Source organism: Phocaeicola vulgatus ATCC 8482 (assembly GCF_000012825.1).
In the GTDB taxonomy this organism is placed as follows: Bacteria; Bacteroidota; Bacteroidia; order Bacteroidales; family Bacteroidaceae; genus Phocaeicola; species Phocaeicola vulgatus.
In genome coordinates this window covers 1,295,730-1,316,611 of record NC_009614.1, presented here as the reverse complement: position 1 = coordinate 1,316,611, position 20,882 = coordinate 1,295,730, and the positions used below count along the sequence as shown (strand labels likewise).

The 20,882-nt window shown below is 41.5% G+C and carries 15 protein-coding genes, 1 tRNA gene and 1 pseudogene; 11 read left to right on the top strand and 6 right to left on the bottom strand.

Translation table 11 applies throughout. The annotated features are described in order from the left end of the window. Positions 1–13: 13 nt before the first annotated feature. The gene (locus BVU_RS05050; protein WP_005844385.1) at positions 14–286 is read right to left on the bottom strand and encodes an HU family DNA-binding protein; all 273 of its coding nucleotides are present in this window, start codon (positions 284–286) and stop codon (positions 14–16) included. Between the two features lie 210 nt (positions 287–496). On the opposite strand from BVU_RS05050, the gene BVU_RS05045 reads away from it, so the two are divergent. From BVU_RS05045 to secDF, 5 genes are all read left to right on the top strand, one after another. Beyond that, positions 497–1,174: a rhomboid family intramembrane serine protease gene (locus BVU_RS05045; RefSeq protein WP_005850228.1), complete on the top strand. Its 678-nt coding sequence runs from the start codon at positions 497–499 to the stop codon at positions 1,172–1,174. After that, entirely contained in the window at positions 1,155–2,048 is an 894-nt protein-coding gene (locus BVU_RS05040; protein WP_005850230.1) for a rhomboid family intramembrane serine protease, read from the top strand. The genes BVU_RS05045 and BVU_RS05040 overlap by 20 nt, the downstream gene beginning before the upstream one ends. Positions 2,049–2,051: 3 nt before the next feature. Beyond that, the gene (locus BVU_RS05035; RefSeq protein WP_011964994.1) at positions 2,052–3,131 is read left to right on the top strand and encodes an endonuclease/exonuclease/phosphatase family protein; all 1,080 of its coding nucleotides are present in this window, start codon (positions 2,052–2,054) and stop codon (positions 3,129–3,131) included. Positions 3,132–3,157: 26 nt separating this feature from the next. Next, positions 3,158–5,245, top strand: coding sequence for a M3 family metallopeptidase (locus tag BVU_RS05030; RefSeq protein WP_008666673.1), 2,088 nt, complete (start codon positions 3,158–3,160; stop codon positions 5,243–5,245). A 178-nt stretch (positions 5,246–5,423) separates the two neighbouring features. Continuing rightward, entirely contained in the window at positions 5,424–8,411 is a 2,988-nt protein-coding gene (secDF, locus tag BVU_RS05025; protein ID WP_005844398.1) for a protein translocase subunit SecDF, read from the top strand. Positions 8,412–8,675: 264 nt separating this feature from the next. Here secDF and BVU_RS05020 read toward each other — a convergent pair whose 3' ends face one another. Together BVU_RS05020 and BVU_RS05015 are read right to left on the bottom strand one after the other, a co-directional pair. Then, entirely contained in the window at positions 8,676–9,740 is a 1,065-nt protein-coding gene (locus tag BVU_RS05020; protein ID WP_011964993.1) for a sugar kinase, read from the bottom strand. Positions 9,741–9,882: 142 nt separating this feature from the next. Further along, positions 9,883–10,836 carry an NAD-dependent epimerase/dehydratase family protein gene (locus tag BVU_RS05015; RefSeq protein WP_005844402.1) on the bottom strand — a complete coding sequence of 318 codons (954 nt, stop codon included), beginning with the start codon at positions 10,834–10,836 and terminating at the stop codon, positions 9,883–9,885. A gap of 170 nt (positions 10,837–11,006) precedes the next feature. On the opposite strand from BVU_RS05015, the gene kbl (BVU_RS05010) reads away from it, so the two are divergent. Continuing rightward, on the top strand, positions 11,007–12,197 hold the full coding sequence (kbl, locus tag BVU_RS05010) for a glycine C-acetyltransferase (RefSeq protein WP_005844404.1): 1,191 nt from the start codon (positions 11,007–11,009) through the stop codon (positions 12,195–12,197). 70 nt (positions 12,198–12,267) lie between these two features. Here the strand turns inward: kbl (BVU_RS05010) and BVU_RS05005 are convergent. Beyond that, positions 12,268–12,339, bottom strand: a tRNA-Arg gene (locus BVU_RS05005). 410 nt (positions 12,340–12,749) lie between these two features. On the opposite strand from BVU_RS05005, the gene BVU_RS05000 reads away from it, so the two are divergent. Beyond that, the gene (locus BVU_RS05000) at positions 12,750–14,597 is read left to right on the top strand and encodes a 2-oxoacid:acceptor oxidoreductase subunit alpha (RefSeq protein WP_005844406.1); all 1,848 of its coding nucleotides are present in this window, start codon (positions 12,750–12,752) and stop codon (positions 14,595–14,597) included. A gap of 23 nt (positions 14,598–14,620) precedes the next feature. After that, positions 14,621–15,625, top strand: a complete 1,005-nt coding sequence (locus BVU_RS04995) for a 2-oxoacid:ferredoxin oxidoreductase subunit beta (protein ID WP_005844408.1) — start codon at positions 14,621–14,623, stop codon at positions 15,623–15,625. A gap of 156 nt (positions 15,626–15,781) precedes the next feature. Here the strand turns inward: BVU_RS04995 and upp are convergent, their stop codons facing one another. Next, complete coding sequence (gene upp / locus BVU_RS04990; RefSeq protein WP_005844410.1) at positions 15,782–16,441, bottom strand: uracil phosphoribosyltransferase; 660 nt, start codon at positions 16,439–16,441, stop codon at positions 15,782–15,784. A gap of 260 nt (positions 16,442–16,701) precedes the next feature. Here upp and pckA point away from each other — a divergent pair, with 260 nt between their 5' ends. Together pckA and BVU_RS23000 are read left to right on the top strand one after the other, a co-directional pair. Further along, a complete protein-coding gene (gene pckA, locus BVU_RS04985; RefSeq protein ID WP_005844412.1) occupies positions 16,702–18,309 on the top strand; it encodes a phosphoenolpyruvate carboxykinase (ATP) in 1,608 nt (535 codons plus the stop codon). 123 nt (positions 18,310–18,432) lie between these two features. Then, positions 18,433–18,555, top strand: a pseudogene (locus BVU_RS23000) (proton-conducting membrane transporter); the annotation flags it as partial. Between the two features lie 2 nt (positions 18,556–18,557). Here the strand turns inward: BVU_RS23000 and BVU_RS04980 are convergent. Further along, positions 18,558–19,511 (bottom strand): NAD-dependent epimerase/dehydratase family protein, encoded by a 954-nt coding sequence (locus BVU_RS04980; protein ID WP_005844402.1) that lies wholly within the window; start codon positions 19,509–19,511, stop codon positions 18,558–18,560. Between the two features lie 170 nt (positions 19,512–19,681). Here BVU_RS04980 and kbl (BVU_RS04975) point away from each other — a divergent pair, with 170 nt between their 5' ends. Next, complete coding sequence (kbl, locus tag BVU_RS04975; RefSeq protein WP_005844404.1) at positions 19,682–20,872, top strand: glycine C-acetyltransferase; 1,191 nt, start codon at positions 19,682–19,684, stop codon at positions 20,870–20,872. The last annotated feature ends 10 nt before the right edge of the window (positions 20,873–20,882 follow it).

Sequence of the window (20,882 nt, the reverse complement as noted above, 5' to 3'; positions counted from 1 at the left end):
TGTAAAATAGCAATTATTTAATTGCGTCTGCCAGTTCAGCACCTGGTTTGAACTTGGTTACTTTTTTAGCAGGAATAGTAATCGTTGCTTTTGTGGATGGGTTGATACCTGTTCTTGCACTTCTTTCAGCAACAGAGAATGTTCCGAATCCGATTAATGATACTTTGTCCCCTTCTTGGAGGGCTTTTGTTACAGTTGAAACGAAAGCTTCAACTGCTTTTTTTGCGTCGACTTTGCTCAAGCCGGCTTCAGCGGCGACTGCGCTGATAAGATCTGCCTTATTCATAACGAAAATGATTAATTATTAAATGTAACACAAAAATTTTACCGAAATCAGTGACAAATATATGCTTTCAAAATTAGAAATCAAACAGATAGCCTAAAAAAGATGCTCCAAAAATCAAAAAAACGTAAGAGAACTCTTGTTTTCTGTTATATAACAGAATAAAATTGTAAATTTGCGCGCAATCAATGTTTTATAAGACGAAGAATATTTATGAACAGTATACCTACAGTAACCAAGAATTTATTGATAATAAATGTGTTGTGTTTCTTTGGCGGCGTGGTAGCCATGAAGTATGGAATTGACTTGAACGACCTGCTGGGACTGCACTTTTTTATGGCATCTGATTTTAATCCTGCCCAGTTGATTACTTATATGTTTATGCATGGCGGTTTCCAGCATATCTTTTTTAACATGTTTGCTTTGTGGATGTTTGGCCGTACGCTTGAACAGGTCTGGGGACCGAAACGTTTCTTATCCTATTATATGGTATGTGGTATAGGTGCGGGACTGGTGCAGGAGCTGGTGCAATATATACAATATGTGACTGAATTATCGCAGTATGACAGTGTGAATACGGGGATTGCCGTGATCCCGATGGCGGAGTACTTGAATCTGATGACTACAGTTGGCGCTTCGGGAGCGATATATGGCATTTTGTTGGCATTCGGTATGCTGTTCCCCAATAGTCAGATGTTTGTATTCCCTATCCCATTTCCTGTCAAGGCTAAATATTTTGTGATGGGATATGCTGCTTTGGAGATATTTTTGGGCTTGGGTGCTTCGACCGATGGCGTTGCCCACTTTGCACACTTGGGAGGTATGATTTTTGGCTTTATATTGATAATGTATTGGAGAAAAAAGAATAACAATGGGCAGTTTTATTACTGATTTGAAAAATAGTTTCAACAAAGGGAACATATATATCCAGTTTATATATATTAATGTAGGGGTATTCATTGTAACTTCCTTATTGGGAATTTTATGGATGCTGTTCAACCGGAATGGAGCATTTGTGCTTCAATATTTGGAACTGCCGGCCTGGACGTTGCAGTTTGTCAAGCAGCCTTGGTCTTTGCTGACTTATATGTTCATGCACGCAGGTATTTTGCATTTGCTGTTTAATATGCTGTGGCTTTATTGGTTCGGGCAGATGTTTCTGTCTCTTTTCTCGGCAAAGCATTTCCGCGGGCTCTATCTGTTGGGAGGTATTTGTGGCGGTTTGTTGTATATGATCGCTTACAATGTTTTCCCTTATTTCAGTGATTCTTTGTATTATTCTTATTTGTTGGGAGCATCAGCTTCCGTACTTGCTATCGTTGTGGCCACTGCGGTACGTGCACCGGAATATAGAGTAAACTTTATGTTTATTGGGACTGTTAGATTGAAGTATGTGGCTCTGTTTATGGTTGTGACCGATTTGCTGTTTATGACATCGGGCAATGCCGGTGGCCATATCGCTCATTTAGGAGGTGCTTTGGCCGGATGGTGGTTTGCTTCCGGATTGTCCCGCGGACATGATGCTACGTCATGGATAAACCGATGCTTGGATTGCTTCTCGGAAGGTCTTTCGTTTCGTCGTCAATCGAAAAGACCGAAGATGAAAGTTCATTATGGTGATAAGGCAAAAGATTACGATTATAATGCCCGTAAAAAACAGCAAAGCGAGGAGATAGACCGTATATTGGATAAATTAAAGAAATCCGGTTATAACAGTCTGACTACCGAAGAGAAGAAAAGCTTGTTTGATGCGAGCAAAAAGTGATATATGAAATATATTGGTCGTTTTTTGGGATGGATACTACTGGGCATAAACTTGTGTATGGTGGTATTGTTACTGGTATGTGCTTACAGCCCTTATATTGATCCTGTGGCTCATCCGGTATGGTCATGTGCCGGTTTGGCTTTTCCCGCTTTTTTGATTGTTAATCTTTTGTTTCTGGTCTTCTGGTTGGTGATTTATCGTAAATATGCGTTGCTTTCATTTTTAGGCCTGGTATGTTCCATTGGTGCTATCCGTACTTATTTCCCAGTCAATGTATTTGTATCTGATGTACCGGAAGGGGCAATCAAATTCTTATCCTACAATACGATGGCCTTTGAAAAGAACCGTGCGAACACCAAGGATAATCCGAACCCTGTGCTGGAATATTTAAGAAACAGCAATGCGGATATAATCTGCCTGCAGGAATATATTGTAGGCGGACGGTTAACCAAGAAAGAGGTGGATTATGCTTTAAGAGATTATCCTTATAAAAATTATCATAAGATATCGGGGGCCAACGGTTTGGGTTGTTATTCCCGTTTTCCTATTTTGTCGGCACATCCGGTGAAATATGCCAGCCTTAACAATGGTTCCATCGCTTATAAAATCAAAGTGAATGGTGATACCTTGCTGATTGTTAATAATCATCTGGAATCCAATAAGCTGACTGAGAAGGATAAAGAAGTCTATCGCGAAATGATGAAGGATCCTGATAAGCAAAAGGTATCGCAAGGGTCTCGTTTGCTGATCGGAAAACTGGCGGAAGCATCGGCTATACGTGCCGTTCAGGCTGATTCCATAGCTCGTTTGGTGGCCGGTTACAAAGGGGGAGGCATAATTGTATGCGGTGACTTCAATGATTCTCCTATATCATACACTCACAGGGTGGTAGGGGAAGGTCTGAATGATGCTTTTGTGGAGTCGGGAAACGGCTTTGGCATATCTTATAATCAAAATCATTTTTATTTCAGAATAGACAATATTTTATTGAGCAAGAATTTAAAATCTTACCGTTGTACGGTGGATAATACGATAAAGAGTTCGGATCATTACCCCATTTGGTGTTATGTGGCGGAGAAGTGATTTTACATACCTTTAATTGACAGATTATGAAAAGACTATTATTTACGTTAGCGACGTGTTGTGTAATGTGTGCATGTGAACAGAAAACAGAAATGAATCCGTTCTTTACGGAATTCCAGACCGAGTACGGTGCTCCCGATTTTACTAAGATCAGACTGGAGCATTATGAACCTGCTTTCTTGAAAGGAATAGAGGAGCAGAATGCGGAAATTAAGGCAATAGTTGATAATCCCGAGGAACCTACTTTTGAAAATACCATTGTGGCGCTGGATAAAAGTGGCGGGATTCTGGCGAGAGTAAGTGGGGTGTTTTTTGCATTGACCGAAGCGGATACAAATGATTCGTTGACGGCCTTGAATGAAAAGATGGCTCCTGTACTTTCAGAACATAGTGATAATATTTATTTGAATCAGGATTTGTATAAACGGGTGGCTGATGTGCATCAACAGGAACAGGAAGGTAAGATAACTCTTACGACTGAGCAACACCGGCTGTTGGACAAGTATTATAAAGCTTTTGTCCGTTCGGGTGCCGGACTGGATGCCGGAAAACAATCCCGTTTGAGGGAGATCAATAAAGAATTGTCGACTTTGGGGATTGCTTTCGACAATCATATCTTAAATGAGAATAACGCTTATCAGTTGGTTATCGAGAATGAGGCTGATTTGGCCGGGTTACCCGAATGGGTGAAAGCGGGGGCCGCAGAGGAAGCGAAAGCTGCTGGAAAAGAAGGGAAATGGCTATTCACTTTGCAAAACTCCAGTCGCTTGCCTTTTTTGCAATATGCTGAAAACCGTGAGCTAAGAAAAAATATTTATGAAGCTTATATCAACCGGGGGAATCATGATGATGCGAATGACAATAAAGAGATATTGGGAAAGATCATGGCATTGCGTTTGGAACAGGCAAAATTATTAGGATTCGATTGTTATTCCAATTTTGTACTGGATGAGAACATGGCTAAGAATTCGCAGACAGTCATGGATTTCTTGAACAACCTGTGGGGATACTCACTGGAAAATGCAAAGAAAGAGGCCGCCGAGTTGCAGAAAATAATGGATAAGGAAGGTAAGGGAGAGAAGCTGGCTGCATGGGACTGGTGGTATTATGCCGAAAAATTGCGTCAGGAAAAGTATGATTTGAATGAAGATGAAATCAAGCCCTATTTCAGTTTGGAAGATGTGCGTAGCGGATTGTATACCGTGGCCAACAAGCTGTATGGCATTACATTGACCGAACTGAATGATGTGCCCGTATATGAGCCGGATGTGAAAGTGTATGAAGTAAAGGATGCCGATGGCTCATTTTTGGGATTGTTCTATGCGGATTACTTTCCACGCGCAGGTAAGCGTGGTGGCGCATGGATGAGTAATTTTCGTGAACAGGCCGGTGAAGTACGTCCTTTAATTTATAATGTGGCAAGTTTTACTAAACCTGCAGGAAATATGCCTTCTTTACTGACTTTGGATGAGGTGGAAACCATGTTTCATGAGTTTGGACATGCATTGCACGGTATGCTGACCAAGTGTAACTACAAAGGAGTGTCCGGTACCAGTGTGGCGCAGGATTTTGTAGAACTTCCTTCACAGATTATGGAACATTGGGCTGTAGAACCTGAAGTGCTGAAACTCTATGCCAAGCATTATGAAACAAGAGAAGTGATTCCGGATGAGCTGATTACGAAAATCCAAAATCAGGGTACTTTTAATCAAGGTTTTATGACTACGGAATTATTGGCAGCCGCTTTGCTTGATATGGAACTGCATAACCTGACTGATACAGACAATCTGAATGTCGTTGCTTTTGAAAAAGAAACGATGGACAAGCTGGGGCTGATTCCTGAAATAGCTCCTCGGTATCGCGCCACTTATTTTAGTCATATTATAGGTGGATATGCTGCTGGGTATTACAGCTATCTATGGGCAGAAGTTCTTGACACGGATGCTTTTGAAGCGTTTAAAGAACATGGAGTGTTCGATAAAAATACCGCAGATTCTTTCCGTAAAAATATTCTAGAGAAAGGTGGAACGGAAGATCCTATGACCCTTTACAGAGGTTTTCGTGGGGCTGATCCCAGCTTGGAACCCTTGCTTAAAAACAGGGGTTTGAAATAAAATAGACTGTGAGATAGAATAATTTAGGCTGCAAAAAATGCTTTTGCAGCCTTTTTTCTCTTTTGGAATCTAAATATTTGTGTTTGATACCGTGGGAATGTGAAAAAAAAACTATATTTGCAACCTTGTATAAACTAAGAATTAATCAAAAAGTAAAAATAATAAATTTCAAAGTAACATGCAAAACAAAGGATTTGTAAAGGTTTTTGCGGTATTACTCACCCTTGTATGTGTGTTTTATCTTTCTTTCTCTTTTGTGACCCGCTATCACATGGACAAAGCGGCACAAGACCCGAAAGGTGAAGCACATTACCTTGATTCTATGCAGAATGAAAAAGTTTATTTGGGTAGTTATACGCTGAAACAGTGTCGCGAGATGGAGATTGGTCTGGGTCTGGACCTGAAAGGTGGTATGAACGTTATCCTTGAAGTTTCTGTACCGGATGTAGTGAAGGCTTTGGCTGACAACAAGACTGATGAAGCTTTTAACAAAGCGGTTGCAGAAGCATCAAAACAATCTATCACTAGTCAGGATGACTTTATCACTCTTTTTGTAAAAGAGTATAAGAAACAAGCTCCCAATGGCAAATTGGCTGAATTATTTGCTACTCAGCAGTTGAAAGACAAAGTAACCACCCGCAGTTCCGACAGTGAAGTTGAAAAAGTATTGCGCGAAGAGGTAAAGGCTGCTATCGACAACTCTTATAATGTATTACGTACACGTATTGACCGTTTTGGTGTGGCACAGCCTAACATTCAGGCGTTGGAAGGAAAGATGGGCCGTATCATGGTGGAACTGCCGGGTATCAAAGAACCGGAACGTGTCAGAAAACTGTTGCAGGGATCTGCTAACTTGGAATTCTGGGAAACTTTCGACGCAAAAGAAATAGTTCCTTATCTTTCTTCTGTAGATAACAGACTGCGTGATATTCTTGCCGTTGAAAGTGGTGCTGCTTCTGCTGATTCTGTAGCTACTGATACTGTTGCTGTTGCACAGGCTTCTGCAATTTCTGCTGCCGACAGTCTTGCAGCCGCATTGAAAGGCGAAACGGCAAGTAACTCTGCCGCAATGGAGCAGATGAAGAAAGAACATCCGTTGGCTTCTGTTCTTCAATTAAATCCGAATGGTTACGGGTCGGTGGTAGGTTATGCCGATTATAAAGATACTGCTCAGGTAAACCAGTACCTTGCTATGAAAGAAGTGAAAGAAATGTTGCCGAAAGATCTTCGTTTGAAATGGGGTGTAAAGGCTGCTGACTTTGACAAGCAGGGACGTATCTTTGAATTGTATGCTATCAAGTCTACTGAACGTAACGGACGTGCTCCGTTGGAAGGTGATGTGATCACTGATGCTAAAGATGAATATGACCAGTTCAACAAGCCTTGTGTCAGTATGTCTATGAACACTGACGGCGCACGCCGCTGGGCTGTTCTGACAAAGAACAATGTAGGCAAGGCTATCGCTATCGTACTGGATGGTTACGTATACAGCGCTCCGAATGTAAACGGTGAAATTACGGGGGGACACTCTCAGATTACCGGTAACTTTACTCCGGAGGTGACAAAAGACTTGGCTAACGTATTGAAGTCTGGTAAGATGCCTGCTCCTGCACGTATCGTTCAGGAGGATATTGTTGGTCCGTCATTGGGTCAGGAATCTATCAATCAAGGTATTATTTCATTTGTTGTTGCGTTGATTCTGTTGATGATCTATATGTGCGCTATGTACGGATTGATTCCGGGTATGGTTGCCAACTGCGCATTGGTTGTTAACTTCTTCTTCACATTAGGAATCCTTACCTCGTTCCAAGCTGCACTGACCATGTCTGGTATTGCCGGTATGGTGTTGTCATTGGGTATGGCTGTAGATGCTAACGTGTTGATTTATGAACGTACAAAAGAAGAATTGAGAGCCGGTAAAACTGTTAAGGCTGCTTTAGCAGACGGTTATTCTAACGCATTCTCTGCTATTTTTGACTCAAACTTGACATCAATTATCACTGGTATCATTCTGTTCTATTTCGGTACGGGTCCGATTCGTGGTTTTGCCACTACGTTGATTATCGGTATCCTCTGCTCATTCTTTACAGCAGTATTCTTGACCCGTATTGTTTATGAGCACTTCATGAATAAAGACAAGTGGTTGAACTTGACATTCACTACAGGGATCTCCAAGAATCTGATGCAGAACGTGAATTACAACTTTATGGGAATGATGAAACGTTCATTCACGGTATTCGGAGCGATTATCGTTATCTGTATCATTTCATTCTTTATCCGTGGTTTGGCGCAGAGTATTGACTTTACCGGTGGACGTAACTTCGTAGTTCAGTTTGAACAGCAGGTTGAACCTGAAACAGTGCGTGACCTGTTGAAGAAGAAAATCACAGAAGATAATGTACAGGCTATTGCTTTGGGTACAGACAAGAAGACAATCCGTATTACAACCAATTACCGTATTAATGAAGATTCTCCTACTATCGACTCTGAAATTGAAGAGTTCTTGTATCAGTCTTTGAAAGATGGTAACTTGCTGGGCGAAGGTACTACATTGGAAATCTTTATTGACCGTGATAATCGTGTCGGTGGTTCTATCATCAGTTCTCAGAAAGTAGGTCCTAGTATCGCTGATGATATCAAGACTTCGGCTGTCTGGTCTGTATTGTTTGCATTGGTGGCTATCGGTTTGTATATCTTGCTGCGTTTCCGCAATGTAGCTTATAGTGTGGGTGCGACTGTTGCATTGGCTGTCGATACTATTTTGATCATCGGTGCATACTCGTTATGTTATGGATGGGTTCCGTTCTCATTGGAAATTGACCAGACTTTTATTGGCGCTATTTTGACCGCTATCGGTTATTCTATCAATGACAAGGTGGTTATCTTTGACCGTATCCGTGAGTTCTTCGGTCTGTATCCGAAACGTAACCGTATGCAGTTGTTTAATGATTCATTGAATACTACTTTGGCTCGTACCATCAATACTTCATTAAGTACATTGATCGTATTGTTGTGTATCTTCGTGCTGGGTGGTGACAGTATCCGCAGCTTCGCCTTTGCAATGATTTTGGGCGTTGTGATCGGTACATTGTCTTCTATCTTCATTGCTGCTCCTATCGCTTACCTGACTATGGGTAACAAGATGCCGGAAGAAACAAAGGCATAAGAAGGTTTCTTTTAAGAAATAAATAAAAAGAGGAGGATGCTCATATCATGAGCATCCTCCTCTTTTTATAAGGTCGATTGGAATTGGTTTGTGGAAAAAGGGTAGATGAATCTTCTGTGGCTTCAAAAATTAACTTAAGTACATTGGGTAAGTAACTTAGCTTACTTGGCATTTCAACTTAACTTGCTTGTCCCATGAAGTTAACTTGCTTTTTTACGCAGTATCTTGCAGATCAATTCTGTTTGGCTATAATCGTGAAAATAGTTATCTGACTACTCTTCCTGAAGTGTTTCCTTGCATTAACTCTTCCACTTCTTCTACTGTTACTTGATTGAAATCTCCATATATGGTATTTTTCAATGCAGATGCGGCAAGGGCGAATTCCAATGTTTTTTGGTCATTGTCGGGGTAGGTCAGCAAACCATAAATCATGCCGCCTACAAATGCATCTCCTGCACCCACACGGTCTACTTCATGGACAATATCGTAAATGCCGGTATGCCTTAATGTTCCTTTAGAATAAAGTATGGCTGCCAGCAGATTGTGATTGGAAGTGATGGTATTACGCAACTCCAGAAACATTTTCTGGCATCGGGGAGCTTGTTCTGATACTTTTTGACCGAATACTTTGAAACCGGACAAATCTAATGGATATGAGGTGTCTACAGCTTTAAAACCTACCGGGGGAATGCCGAAAATTTCTTTGTATTCGGGTTCTGCACCAAAAATGACATCACTATATTGAACAAGGGGGAGCATTACCTCTGATGCGGATTTACCGTAATTCCATAATTTTTTGCGGAAATTTAAGTCGCATGAGATTGTTAATCCCAGGCGGTCTGCTGTTTGCAGTGCTTCCAGGCAGGCATCTGCTCCTTCCTGTGACAGGGACGCTGCTATACCCGACCAGTGGAACCAGCCTGCATCGGAAAGAATCTTTTCCCAGTCTATCATGCCGGGACGTAAAGTGGCAAAGGAAGAGCCTTCACGGTCATATACTACATTGGAGTTACGAAATGCTGCACCGCTTTCCAGAAAGTATAATCCCATGCGTTTCCCACCATAAATAATGCCGTCTGTACCTAATCCGTAAGCTTGGAGTGAGTTTACGCAGGCTTGTGCCATTGCATTCTCGGGAAGTCTGGTAACGAATTCTGTGGGGATGCCGAAGTTGACCAGTGATATGGCTACATTCGCTTCACTTCCTCCATAAGTAGCAATAAACTCGTTTGTTTGGGAAAAGCGCTGGAATTTGGGGGCGGTCAGCCTTAGCATTACTTCTCCGAATGTAACGACTTTCTTGTTCTGGGTAATAGCTCTTGTATTCATAGTATGTTTTTAATCAGTATGTTAATTTGCACGAAGATACGATCAAAATTTTATATAAGTGCAAGAAATGTATAAAAATAGCCTTCTCTATCTTTTCCATATAGAATAGAGAAGGCTATTTTATTTATTCAATATTAGTGGTTTATTTATTGAATCGTATTTTTAGTTTGGCAAGCATATCCTGTGTCATGCTGTCTAGATCATATTCCGGTTTCCATCCCCATTCCTCACGGGCACAAGTGTCGTCCAGTGAGTTCGGCCATGATTCGGCGATAGCTTGACGTAGCGGATCTACTTTGTACTCCATATGGAAGTCGGGCATATACTTCTTTATATTGTTATAAATAATTTCCGGATCAAAACTCATTGAAGCAATGTTGAACGAATTGCGATGAATTAGTTTGTCGGGATTCGCTTCCATGATTTCAATGGCTGCACGTAAACCGTCAGGCATATACATCATATCCATGAATGTACCGGCTGCAATAGGACATTCAAATTTTTCACCTTTTACAGCCGAATAATAGATGTCTACAGCATAATCAGTGGTCCCGCCACCCGGAGGTGTGACATACGAAATTAATCCGGGGAAACGAACGGAGCGGGTATCTACGCCAAAACGGATATGGTAATAATCGCTCAGTAATTCTCCTGATACTTTTGTAACGCCATACATGGTACGCGGATTACGGATAGTGTCTTGCGGGGTCTTGTCTTTAGGGGTGTTGTTGCCGAAGACACCGATAGAACTTGGGGTAAATACGGCGCAACCCATTTCGCGTGCTACTTCCAATACGTTGAACAGGCCTCCCATGCCTATTTTCCATGCTAGTTGAGGTTTGGCTTCTGCTACAGCCGATAGTAAGGCTGCCAGGTTGTAAATGGTGTCGATGTTGTACTTTGATACAGTTTCGGCAATTTGTTGTTCGTTGGTGATATCTACGATGGCAGAAGGGCCTGATTCTTTTAATTCCCCTTTAGGCTCAGCACCGGGAATATATCCGGCTACGATATTACCATTGTAAATACTTCTCAATTTCATGGTTAGTTCCGAACCGATCTGACCGGTGGAGCCGATAATTAATACATTTTTCATAGTTTGCTATTTGCTTTAAGTTTTCTTTTGGAAGCAAAGATAGATAGAAAACTGCATATTTTATCAAAATTTTCTCTATAATTTAATCGGATATCAAAAAAAAATAAGAACTTTGTCAAGTCAGACTGATTTTTAAACTTAAACTATATACTTAATAAAAAAACAAAGCTATGTATGGTAAAATGAAGGAGTTCCTTGCGAAGGAACTGGCTGATATTAAGGCAGCCGGATTGTATAAAAATGAACGTATAATTACCACACCTCAGCGTGCGGACATCAAGGTGAATGACGGAGAAGATGTGTTGAACTTTTGTGCCAACAATTATTTAGGTTTGTCAGATAATCAACGCTTGATCAATGCTGCCAAAGAGGCGATGGACACACATGGCTTCGGTATGTCTTCCGTACGCTTTATCTGTGGAACTCAGGATTTGCACAAACAGCTGGAAGCTGCCATTTCTGATTATTTTAAAACAGAAGATACTATACTTTATGCAGCTTGTTTTGATGCTAACGGTGGTTTGTTCGAACCGCTGTTTACAGAAGAAGACGCTATTATTTCAGATGCGTTGAATCATGCATCTATTATAGATGGTGTACGCTTGTGTAAGGCAAAACGCTATCGTTATGCCAATGCTGATATGGCTGACCTGGAACGTTGTTTGCAGGAAGCGCAGGCACAGCGTCATCGTATTATTGCTACAGATGGTGTATTCTCGATGGATGGTAATGTGGCTCCATTGGATAAGATTTGTGAACTGGCGGAAAAGTATGACGCGTTGGTTATGGTGGATGAATCTCATTCGGCCGGTGTAGTAGGTCCTACAGGGCATGGCGTGGCAGAACAGTTTAATGCATACGGGCGTGTGGATATCTTTACTGGTACATTAGGTAAAGCATTTGGTGGGGCAATGGGAGGATTTACCACCGGTAAGAAAGAAATTATTGATATGTTGCGCCAGCGTTCCCGTCCTTATTTATTCTCTAATTCTGTAGCTCCTGCCATTATCGGTGCTAGTCTGGAAATGTTTAAGATATTGAAAGAAAGTGATGCTTTGCATACTAAGCTGATGGATAATGTGAATTATTTCCGTGACAGGATGCTGGCTGCCGGTTTTGACATCAAACCAACTCAGAGCGCGATTTGTGCTGTGATGCTTTATGATGCGAAACTGTCTCAGGATTTTGCCGCCAAGATGCAGAAAGAGGGCATATATGTAACCGGTTTCTATTATCCGGTTGTTCCGAAAGGACAGGCACGTATCCGTGTCCAGTTGTCTGCCGGGCATGAAAAGGCACATTTGGATAAGGCAATTGCTGCATTTATTAAAGTGGGCAAAGAACTTGGGGTGATTAAATAAGCAGATTTGAAAACTATCCAGTAAAATAAGAGCAGTAAACGGTTGTATAACAATTGTTTACTGCTCTTTGTAGCCCCGAGGGGAATCGAACCCCTATCTAAAGTTTAGGAAACTTCTATTCTATCCGTTGAACTACAAGGCCCCTTTATGGGTACAAAGGTACTTCTTTTTGTTAAAATGGCAATATGAAAGATTGAAAAATGTCTTAAGTGGGAAGAAAATAATCCTTTCTTTGTTGTTTTGTTGTTTTTTGTCTGTTTTTTATAATCTAATAATGTTGTTATTCTGCTATAAACTTTCATGTTGTTCATAAAACATGGATAAAAATAATAAATTGTAAAAATGAATCGTTTTTGATGCTGTCATAATGATAGGAATTTATGCTTTTAAACAGGTAATTATCTCTGCTTTTTCTTAGCTTGGAAACAAATAAACCTTTAATTTTGTACATTTTGATATTCAAACGTAGTTTGATAGCGGAATATTTTGTCCTTTGACAGAACTTTCCGAACTTTGCAAACAGTGAAATTTTGTAACCCTAAATAATAAGTTATGGCAGATGAAATGATAGTCAAGGAGTTGGACCAAGTGGTGGTCCGTTTCTCAGGCGACTCAGGCGATGGTATGCAGCTGGCCGGAAATATCTTTTCTAATATTTCGGCTACAGTGGGAAATGATATCAGTACATTCCCCGATTACCCGGCGGATATACGTGCCCCGCAAGGTTCGTTGACCGGTGTGTCAGGTTTCCAGGTGCATATCGGTGCGGGTAAAGTTTTTACCCCTGGTGACAAATGCGACGTGCTGGTCGCAATGAATGCCGCTGCATTGAAAACACAATACAAATTTGCGAAGTCCACAGCTTGTATCATTATTGATACAGATTGTTTTCAGAAATCAGATCTGGACAAGGCGGCTTTCAAAACAGACAATCCGATTGAAGAAATGGGTATTAAGCAGGATGTAATTGCTGCTCCTATTTCGCAGATGGTGAAAGATTGTCTGGCAGATACAGGCATGGACAACAAGTCAATGTTGAAATGTCGTAATATGTTTGCTTTGGGATTGGTCTGCTGGTTGTTTAATCGTGACCTGGCGGTTGCTGAAAATTTCTTGCGCGAGAAATTTGCAAAGAAGCCGCAAATAGCTGAAGCGAATATTAAAGTGATACACGCCGGATATGATTATGGGCACAATACGCATGCGTCTGTGGATCATACTTATAAGGTGGAAACTAAGTCTAAAGTACCTGGAAAGTACATGGATATCAGCGGAAACAAGGCTACGGCTTATGGCTTAATTGCTGCTGCCGAGAAAGCAGGTCTGCGTTTGTTCCTGGGATCTTATCCCATTACTCCGGCAACAGATATCTTGCATGAACTTTCTAAACATAAATCATTGGGAGTGACTACGGTTCAATGTGAAGATGAAATTTCAGGTTGCGCTACGGCTATCGGTGCCTCGTTTGCAGGTGCGTTAGCAGCTACTTCTACTTCGGGACCGGGTGTTTGTCTGAAATCAGAGGCTATGAATCTGGCTGTTATTACAGAATTACCATTGGTGGTTATTAATGTACAGCGCGGCGGTCCTTCTACTGGTTTGCCTACTAAGTCTGAGCAAACAGATTTATTGCAGGCTTTGTTTGGCCGTAACGGTGAATCTCCTATGCCGGTCATTGCCGCAGCTTCTCCAACTCATTGTTTTGATGCTGCTTATGATGCTTGTAAGATTGCCTTGGAACACATGACCCCGGTGGTGTTGCTGACTGATGGTTTTGTAGCAAATGGTTCCGGTGCATGGAAGTTGCCTGATCTGGCGAACTATCCGGCTATTAACCCACCCTATGTTACTCCGGAAATGAAGGATAATTATACTCCTTACAAGCGTAACGCCGAAACAGGTGTCCGTTATTGGGCATTGCCGGGACAGGAAGGTTATATGCATATTTTGGGAGGCTTGGAAAAAGACAGTGATACAGGTGCTATTTCTACCGAGCCTGAAAACCATAATTTGATGTGCCGTTTGCGTGCCGAGAAGGTTGCTAAAATTCCAGTGCCTGATGTTAAGGTGCAAGGCTGCGTAGAGGATGCAGATTTGCTGATAGTAGGTTTCGGTGGAACTTACGGTCATTTATATTCAGCAATGGAGGAAATGAACCATGCGGGCAAGAAGGTTGCTTTGGCACATTTTGTTCATTTGAACCCGCTGCCTCACAATACGGCAGAAGTGCTGAAGAAATATAAGAAGGTAGTCGTGGCTGAGCAGAATCTTGGTCAGTTTGCCGGATATCTCCGTATGAAAGTGGACGGATTTGTTCCTTATCAGTTTAATGAGGTAAAAGGCCAGCCGTTCGTAGTCAGCGAGTTAGTTGATGCTTTCACTGAGATTTTAAATAAATAATAACCGTAAAGAAAGTAAAGACTATGAACGAATATACAGCAAAAGATTTCAAAAAGGGACAACCTCGCTGGTGTCCGGGTTGCGGTGACCATTTTTTCTTGGCTTCGCTGCACAAAGCGATGGCTGAATTGGGAGTGGCTCCTCATGATACTGCCGTTATTTCGGGTATCGGATGTTCCAGCCGTCTGCCTTATTACATGAATACATATGCCATGCAGACTGTGCACGGTCGTGCGGCTGCTATTTCTACAGGCTGCAAGGTGGCTAATCCGAAGATTACTGTCTGGCAGATTTCAGGGGATGGTGATGGGCTGGCTATTGGTGGAAATCATTTTATACACGCCGTTCGTCGTAATATCGACTTGAATATGATTTTGTTGAACAACCGTATATATGGTTTGACCAAAGGACAGTATTCTCCGACCTCTCCCCGTGGATTTGTTAGCAAATCATCTCCTTACGGCACTGTGGAAGATCCGTTTCATCCGGCTGAATTATGTTTTGGTGCGCGTGGGCGTTTCTTTGCCCGTGCGGTAGCTACGGATGGTCCTGGTACAGTGGAGATTCTGAAAGCTGCTGCCAATCATAAAGGTGCGGCTGTATGTGAAATTCTTCAGAACTGCGTCATTTTTAATGATGGAACACACGAATCAGTATATACGAAAGAAGGTCGTTCAAAGAATGCCATTTATTTGGAACACGGTAAACCGATGTTGTTTGGGGTAGATAAAGAATACGGGCTGATGCAGGAAGGTTTCGGGCTGAAAGTGGTAAAGATTGGCGAGAATGGTGTGACGGAAAAAGACATTTTAGTGCACGATGCTCATTGTATGGATAATACTTTGCAGTTGAAACTGGCATTGATGGAAGGACCGGATTTTCCGGTTGCATTAGGGGTGATCCGTGATGTGGAAGCGCCTACTTATGATGACGCCGTTAATGCACAGATTGAAGAAGTGGCCGCAAAGAAAAAATATCATAATTTCCAGGAATTACTGATGACAAATGATATTTGGGAAGTGAAATAATATTTTCATTTTCCCTGTAGGAACCGGATCTACAGAGTTGTTCTAAAAATTAAATGGTTAGTAATAGGCAGTGAATAATTGCCGGTTACTAACCATTTAATTTAGAATTTTAGTGTGTAAGAGAACACACCTGAAACTGTCCTTATAGTTTGAGCTTTAGAGTTTCTCGCCGAATGATAAATCACCGGCATCCCCTAACCCCGGAACAATGTATTTGTGCTCGTCCAAGACAGGGTCTATGGCGGCACACCATAATGTGACATCATCGCCGGGAAAAAGTTCTGCCATATGCGCTACCCCTTGTTGGCTGGCAATGACACAGGCCATCTGCAATTTAGCTGGTTTGCCTTTGGTAAGGAACGCTTTCCAGGCAAGTTCCATGCTTTCACCGGTGGCAAGCATGGGATCAACGAGAAGCAAGGTTCTGTCATTCAATGAAGGAGCGGCGATGTATTCAATGTGTACATCTACAATACGGTGTTCATCATCTTTGTAAAAACGGAATGCGGAAACGAAAGCGTTGTCGGCATGGTCGAACATGTTCAGAAAACCGGTGTGCAGCGGCAGTCCGGCACGGAATACCGTTGCGATCACTATTTTGTCATCGTGTGTGCTGGCCGTGGCAGTTCCCAAGGGTGTCTGTACTTGCTTTACGGAATAGGTTAGTGCTTTACTCATCTCGTATGCCATGATTTCTCCTATTCTTTCAATATTTCTGCGGAAACGCATACGATCATTTTGAATATGTACATCGCGCAATTCCGCTACATATTGGTTTAGGAGAGAATTGCCTTCACTGAGATTGATGATTTTCATATCTATGCTTTTGTTATATTGTTGACTTTGACCTGCAAAGAAACAAATAATTTCTAGATTTGTAAAGTACGAATTGCATTTTTGTTACACAAATATAAATATTTGATTATTACGGAAATTTTTCTCTAATAACTTCTTTTTTTTAAAATAAAGCACTAATTTTGTAGCGCCTTAGACAAGGGGGTGTTGAAAAACATCTTCTTTCAGAAAATAAAGAGTAAAAATAACATTATACAATAACCAAATTAAATCATTAAAAAATGGCAAATTTAGATTTAAGCAAGTACGGTATTACCGACGTGAAGGAAGTTCTCCACAATCCTTCTTATGATGTGCTTTTCGCTGAAGAAACTAAACCGGGATTGGAAGGTTTCGAAAAAGGACAGGTTACTGAACTGGGTGCTGTAAACGTAATGACTGGTGTTTACACAGGTCGTTCTCCTAAAGATAAATTCTTCGTTAAGAATGAAGCTTCTGAAAATTCAGTATGGTGGACTTCTGACGAATATAAAAACGATAACAAACCTTGTACTGAAGAAGCTTGGGCTGACTTGAAGTCTAAAGCTGTAAAACAATTGAGCGGCAAGCGTTTGTTCGTTGTTGATACATTCTGCGGTGCTAATGCTGCAACTCGTATGAAAGTACGTTTCATCATGGAAGTAGCTTGGCAGGCTCATTTCGTAACTAACATGTTCATCCGCCCGACTGCTGAAGAACTGGAAGCTTACGGAGAACCTGATTTTGTATGTTTCAATGCATCTAAAGCAAAAGTTGATAACTATAAAGAACTGGGCTTGAACTCTGAAACAGCTACTGTTTTCAACTTGAAGACTAAAGAACAAGTTATCCTGAACACTTGGTACGGTGGTGAAATGAAGAAAGGTATGTTCTCTATCATGAACTACATGAACCCGCTTCGTGGTATCGCTTCCATGCACTGCTCTGCTAATACAAATATGGAAGGAACTAGTTCGGCTATCTTCTTCGGTTTGTCTGGTACAGGTAAGACTACTTTGTCTACTGACCCGAAACGTAAGTTGATCGGTGACGACGAACACGGATGGGATGACGAAGGTGTATTCAACTACGAAGGTGGTTGCTATGCTAAAGTTATCAACTTGGATAAGGAAAGTGAACCCGATATCTACGCTGCTATCAAACGTGACGCTTTGCTGGAAAACGTAACAGTTGATGCTAACGGTAAGATTGATTTCGCTGATAAGAGCGTAACAGAAAACACTCGTGTTTCTTATCCTATCTATCATATCGAAAACATCGTTAAACCTATCTCTAAAGGTCCTCACGCTCAACAAGTTATTTTCTTGTCAGCTGATGCATTCGGTGTATTGCCTCCGGTATCTATCTTGAACCCTGAACAAGCTCAGTATTACTTCTTGTCTGGATTTACAGCTAAATTGGCTGGTACAGAACGTGGTATTACTGAACCGACTCCGACATTCTCTGCTTGCTTCGGTGCTGCTTTCTTGTCATTGCATCCTACTAAGTATGCTGAAGAATTGGTTAAGAAGATGGAAAAGACTGGTGCTAAAGCATATTTGGTTAACACTGGTTGGAACGGTACTGGTAAACGTATCTCTATCCGCGATACTCGTGGTATCATCGATGCTATTTTGGATGGCTCTATTGATAAGGCTCCTACTAAGGTTATTCCTTACTTCGATTTCGTTGTTCCTACAGAATTGCCGGGTGTTGATCCGAAGATCCTTGATCCTCGTGACACTTACGCTGACGCTGCTCAGTGGGATGAAAAAGCAAAAGACTTGGCTGGTCGTTTCATCAAGAACTTCGCTAAGTTCACTGGTAACGAAGCAGGTAAGAAATTGGTTGCTGCCGGTCCGAAATTGTAATCTGAATTTTACAGATTTAACATATAAAAAGTGGTTCCTATCGGGAACCACTTTTTTTTATGCTTGAAAATGCCTAGATTTGTTGCAAACCAAATATGATAGCAAATGAAATTATTTAGATTAATGTTAGTTGGTGCAGGTATGTTCGTATTATGCAGCTGTACATCGCAAGGTTCTCAACAGAAGGAAGTTGTTACGGATAGTGTTTCCGTGAGTCAGGTAGACCCTGTAATAGAAATATTAGTGGTTTATTTATTGAATCGTATTTTTAGTTTGGCAAGCATATCCTGTGTCATGCTGTCTAGATCATATTCCGGTTTCCATCCCCATTCCTCACGGGCACAAGTGTCGTCCAGTGAGTTCGGCCATGATTCGGCGATAGCTTGACGTAGCGGATCTACTTTGTACTCCATATGGAAGTCGGGCATATACTTCTTTATATTGTTATAAATAATTTCCGGATCAAAACTCATTGAAGCAATGTTGAACGAATTGCGATGAATTAGTTTGTCGGGATTCGCTTCCATGATTTCAATGGCTGCACGTAAACCGTCAGGCATATACATCATATCCATGAATGTACCGGCTGCAATAGGACATTCAAATTTTTCACCTTTTACAGCCGAATAATAGATGTCTACAGCATAATCAGTGGTCCCGCCACCCGGAGGTGTGACATACGAAATTAATCCGGGGAAACGAACGGAGCGGGTATCTACGCCAAAACGGATATGGTAATAATCGCTCAGTAATTCTCCTGATACTTTTGTAACGCCATACATGGTACGCGGATTACGGATAGTGTCTTGCGGGGTCTTGTCTTTAGGGGTGTTGTTGCCGAAGACACCGATAGAACTTGGGGTAAATACGGCGCAACCCATTTCGCGTGCTACTTCCAATACGTTGAACAGGCCTCCCATGCCTATTTTCCATGCTAGTTGAGGTTTGGCTTCTGCTACAGCCGATAGTAAGGCTGCCAGGTTGTAAATGGTGTCGATGTTGTACTTTGATACAGTTTCGGCAATTTGTTGTTCGTTGGTGATATCTACGATGGCAGAAGGGCCTGATTCTTTTAATTCCCCTTTAGGCTCAGCACCGGGAATATATCCGGCTACGATATTACCATTGTAAATACTTCTCAATTTCATGGTTAGTTCCGAACCGATCTGACCGGTGGAGCCGATAATTAATACATTTTTCATAGTTTGCTATTTGCTTTAAGTTTTCTTTTGGAAGCAAAGATAGATAGAAAACTGCATATTTTATCAAAATTTTCTCTATAATTTAATCGGATATCAAAAAAAAATAAGAACTTTGTCAAGTCAGACTGATTTTTAAACTTAAACTATATACTTAATAAAAAAACAAAGCTATGTATGGTAAAATGAAGGAGTTCCTTGCGAAGGAACTGGCTGATATTAAGGCAGCCGGATTGTATAAAAATGAACGTATAATTACCACACCTCAGCGTGCGGACATCAAGGTGAATGACGGAGAAGATGTGTTGAACTTTTGTGCCAACAATTATTTAGGTTTGTCAGATAATCAACGCTTGATCAATGCTGCCAAAGAGGCGATGGACACACATGGCTTCGGTATGTCTTCCGTACGCTTTATCTGTGGAACTCAGGATTTGCACAAACAGCTGGAAGCTGCCATTTCTGATTATTTTAAAACAGAAGATACTATACTTTATGCAGCTTGTTTTGATGCTAACGGTGGTTTGTTCGAACCGCTGTTTACAGAAGAAGACGCTATTATTTCAGATGCGTTGAATCATGCATCTATTATAGATGGTGTACGCTTGTGTAAGGCAAAACGCTATCGTTATGCCAATGCTGATATGGCTGACCTGGAACGTTGTTTGCAGGAAGCGCAGGCACAGCGTCATCGTATTATTGCTACAGATGGTGTATTCTCGATGGATGGTAATGTGGCTCCATTGGATAAGATTTGTGAACTGGCGGAAAAGTATGACGCGTTGGTTATGGTGGATGAATCTCATTCGGCCGGTGTAGTAGGTCCTACAGGGCATGGCGTGGCAGAACAGTTTAATGCATACGGGCGTGTGGATATCTTTACTGGTACATTAGGTAAAGCATTTGGTGGGGCAATGGGAGGATTTACCACCGGTAAGAAAGAAATTATTGATATGTTGCGCCAGCGTTCCCGTCCTTATTTATTCTCTAATTCTGTAGCTCCTGCCATTATCGGTGCTAGTCTGGAAATGTTTAAGATATTGAAAGAAAGTGATGCTTTGCATACTAAGCTGATGGATAATGTGAATTATTTCCGTGACAGGATGCTGGCTGCCGGTTTTGACATCAAACCAACTCAGAGCGCGATTTGTGCTGTGATGCTTTATGATGCGAAACTGTCTCAGGATTTTGCCGCCAAGATGCAGAAAGAGGGCATATATGTAACCGGTTTCTATTATCCGGTTGTTCCGAAAGGACAGGCACGTATCCGTGTCCAGTTGTCTGCCGGGCATGAAAAGGCACATTTGGATAAGGCAATTGCTGCATTTATTAAAGTGGGCAAAGAACTTGGGGTGATTAAATAAGCAGATTTGA

Excerpts from the sequence above, each read along its gene's own strand:
- BVU_RS04980 (WP_005844402.1), bottom strand. The coding sequence starts at position 19,511 with ATGAAAAATGTATTAATTATCGGCTCCACCGGTCAGATCGGTTCGGAA.
- kbl (WP_005844404.1), top strand. The coding sequence starts at position 19,682 with ATGTATGGTAAAATGAAGGAGTTCCTTGCGAAGGAACTGGCTGATATT.
- BVU_RS05020 (WP_011964993.1), bottom strand. The coding sequence starts at position 9,740 with ATGAATACAAGAGCTATTACCCAGAACAAGAAAGTCGTTACATTCGGA.
- BVU_RS05030 (WP_008666673.1), top strand. The coding sequence starts at position 3,158 with ATGAAAAGACTATTATTTACGTTAGCGACGTGTTGTGTAATGTGTGCA.
- BVU_RS05035 (WP_011964994.1), top strand. The coding sequence starts at position 2,052 with ATGAAATATATTGGTCGTTTTTTGGGATGGATACTACTGGGCATAAAC.
- BVU_RS05040 (WP_005850230.1), top strand. The coding sequence starts at position 1,155 with ATGGGCAGTTTTATTACTGATTTGAAAAATAGTTTCAACAAAGGGAAC.
- pckA (WP_005844412.1), top strand. The coding sequence starts at position 16,702 with ATGGCAAATTTAGATTTAAGCAAGTACGGTATTACCGACGTGAAGGAA.
- secDF (WP_005844398.1), top strand. The coding sequence starts at position 5,424 with ATGCAAAACAAAGGATTTGTAAAGGTTTTTGCGGTATTACTCACCCTT.
- BVU_RS05015 (WP_005844402.1), bottom strand. The coding sequence starts at position 10,836 with ATGAAAAATGTATTAATTATCGGCTCCACCGGTCAGATCGGTTCGGAA.
- BVU_RS05000 (WP_005844406.1), top strand. The coding sequence starts at position 12,750 with ATGGCAGATGAAATGATAGTCAAGGAGTTGGACCAAGTGGTGGTCCGT.
- BVU_RS05045 (WP_005850228.1), top strand. The coding sequence starts at position 497 with ATGAACAGTATACCTACAGTAACCAAGAATTTATTGATAATAAATGTG.
- BVU_RS05050 (WP_005844385.1), bottom strand. The coding sequence starts at position 286 with ATGAATAAGGCAGATCTTATCAGCGCAGTCGCCGCTGAAGCCGGCTTG.
- kbl (WP_005844404.1), top strand. The coding sequence starts at position 11,007 with ATGTATGGTAAAATGAAGGAGTTCCTTGCGAAGGAACTGGCTGATATT.
- BVU_RS04995 (WP_005844408.1), top strand. The coding sequence starts at position 14,621 with ATGAACGAATATACAGCAAAAGATTTCAAAAAGGGACAACCTCGCTGG.
- upp (WP_005844410.1), bottom strand. The coding sequence starts at position 16,441 with ATGAAAATCATCAATCTCAGTGAAGGCAATTCTCTCCTAAACCAATAT.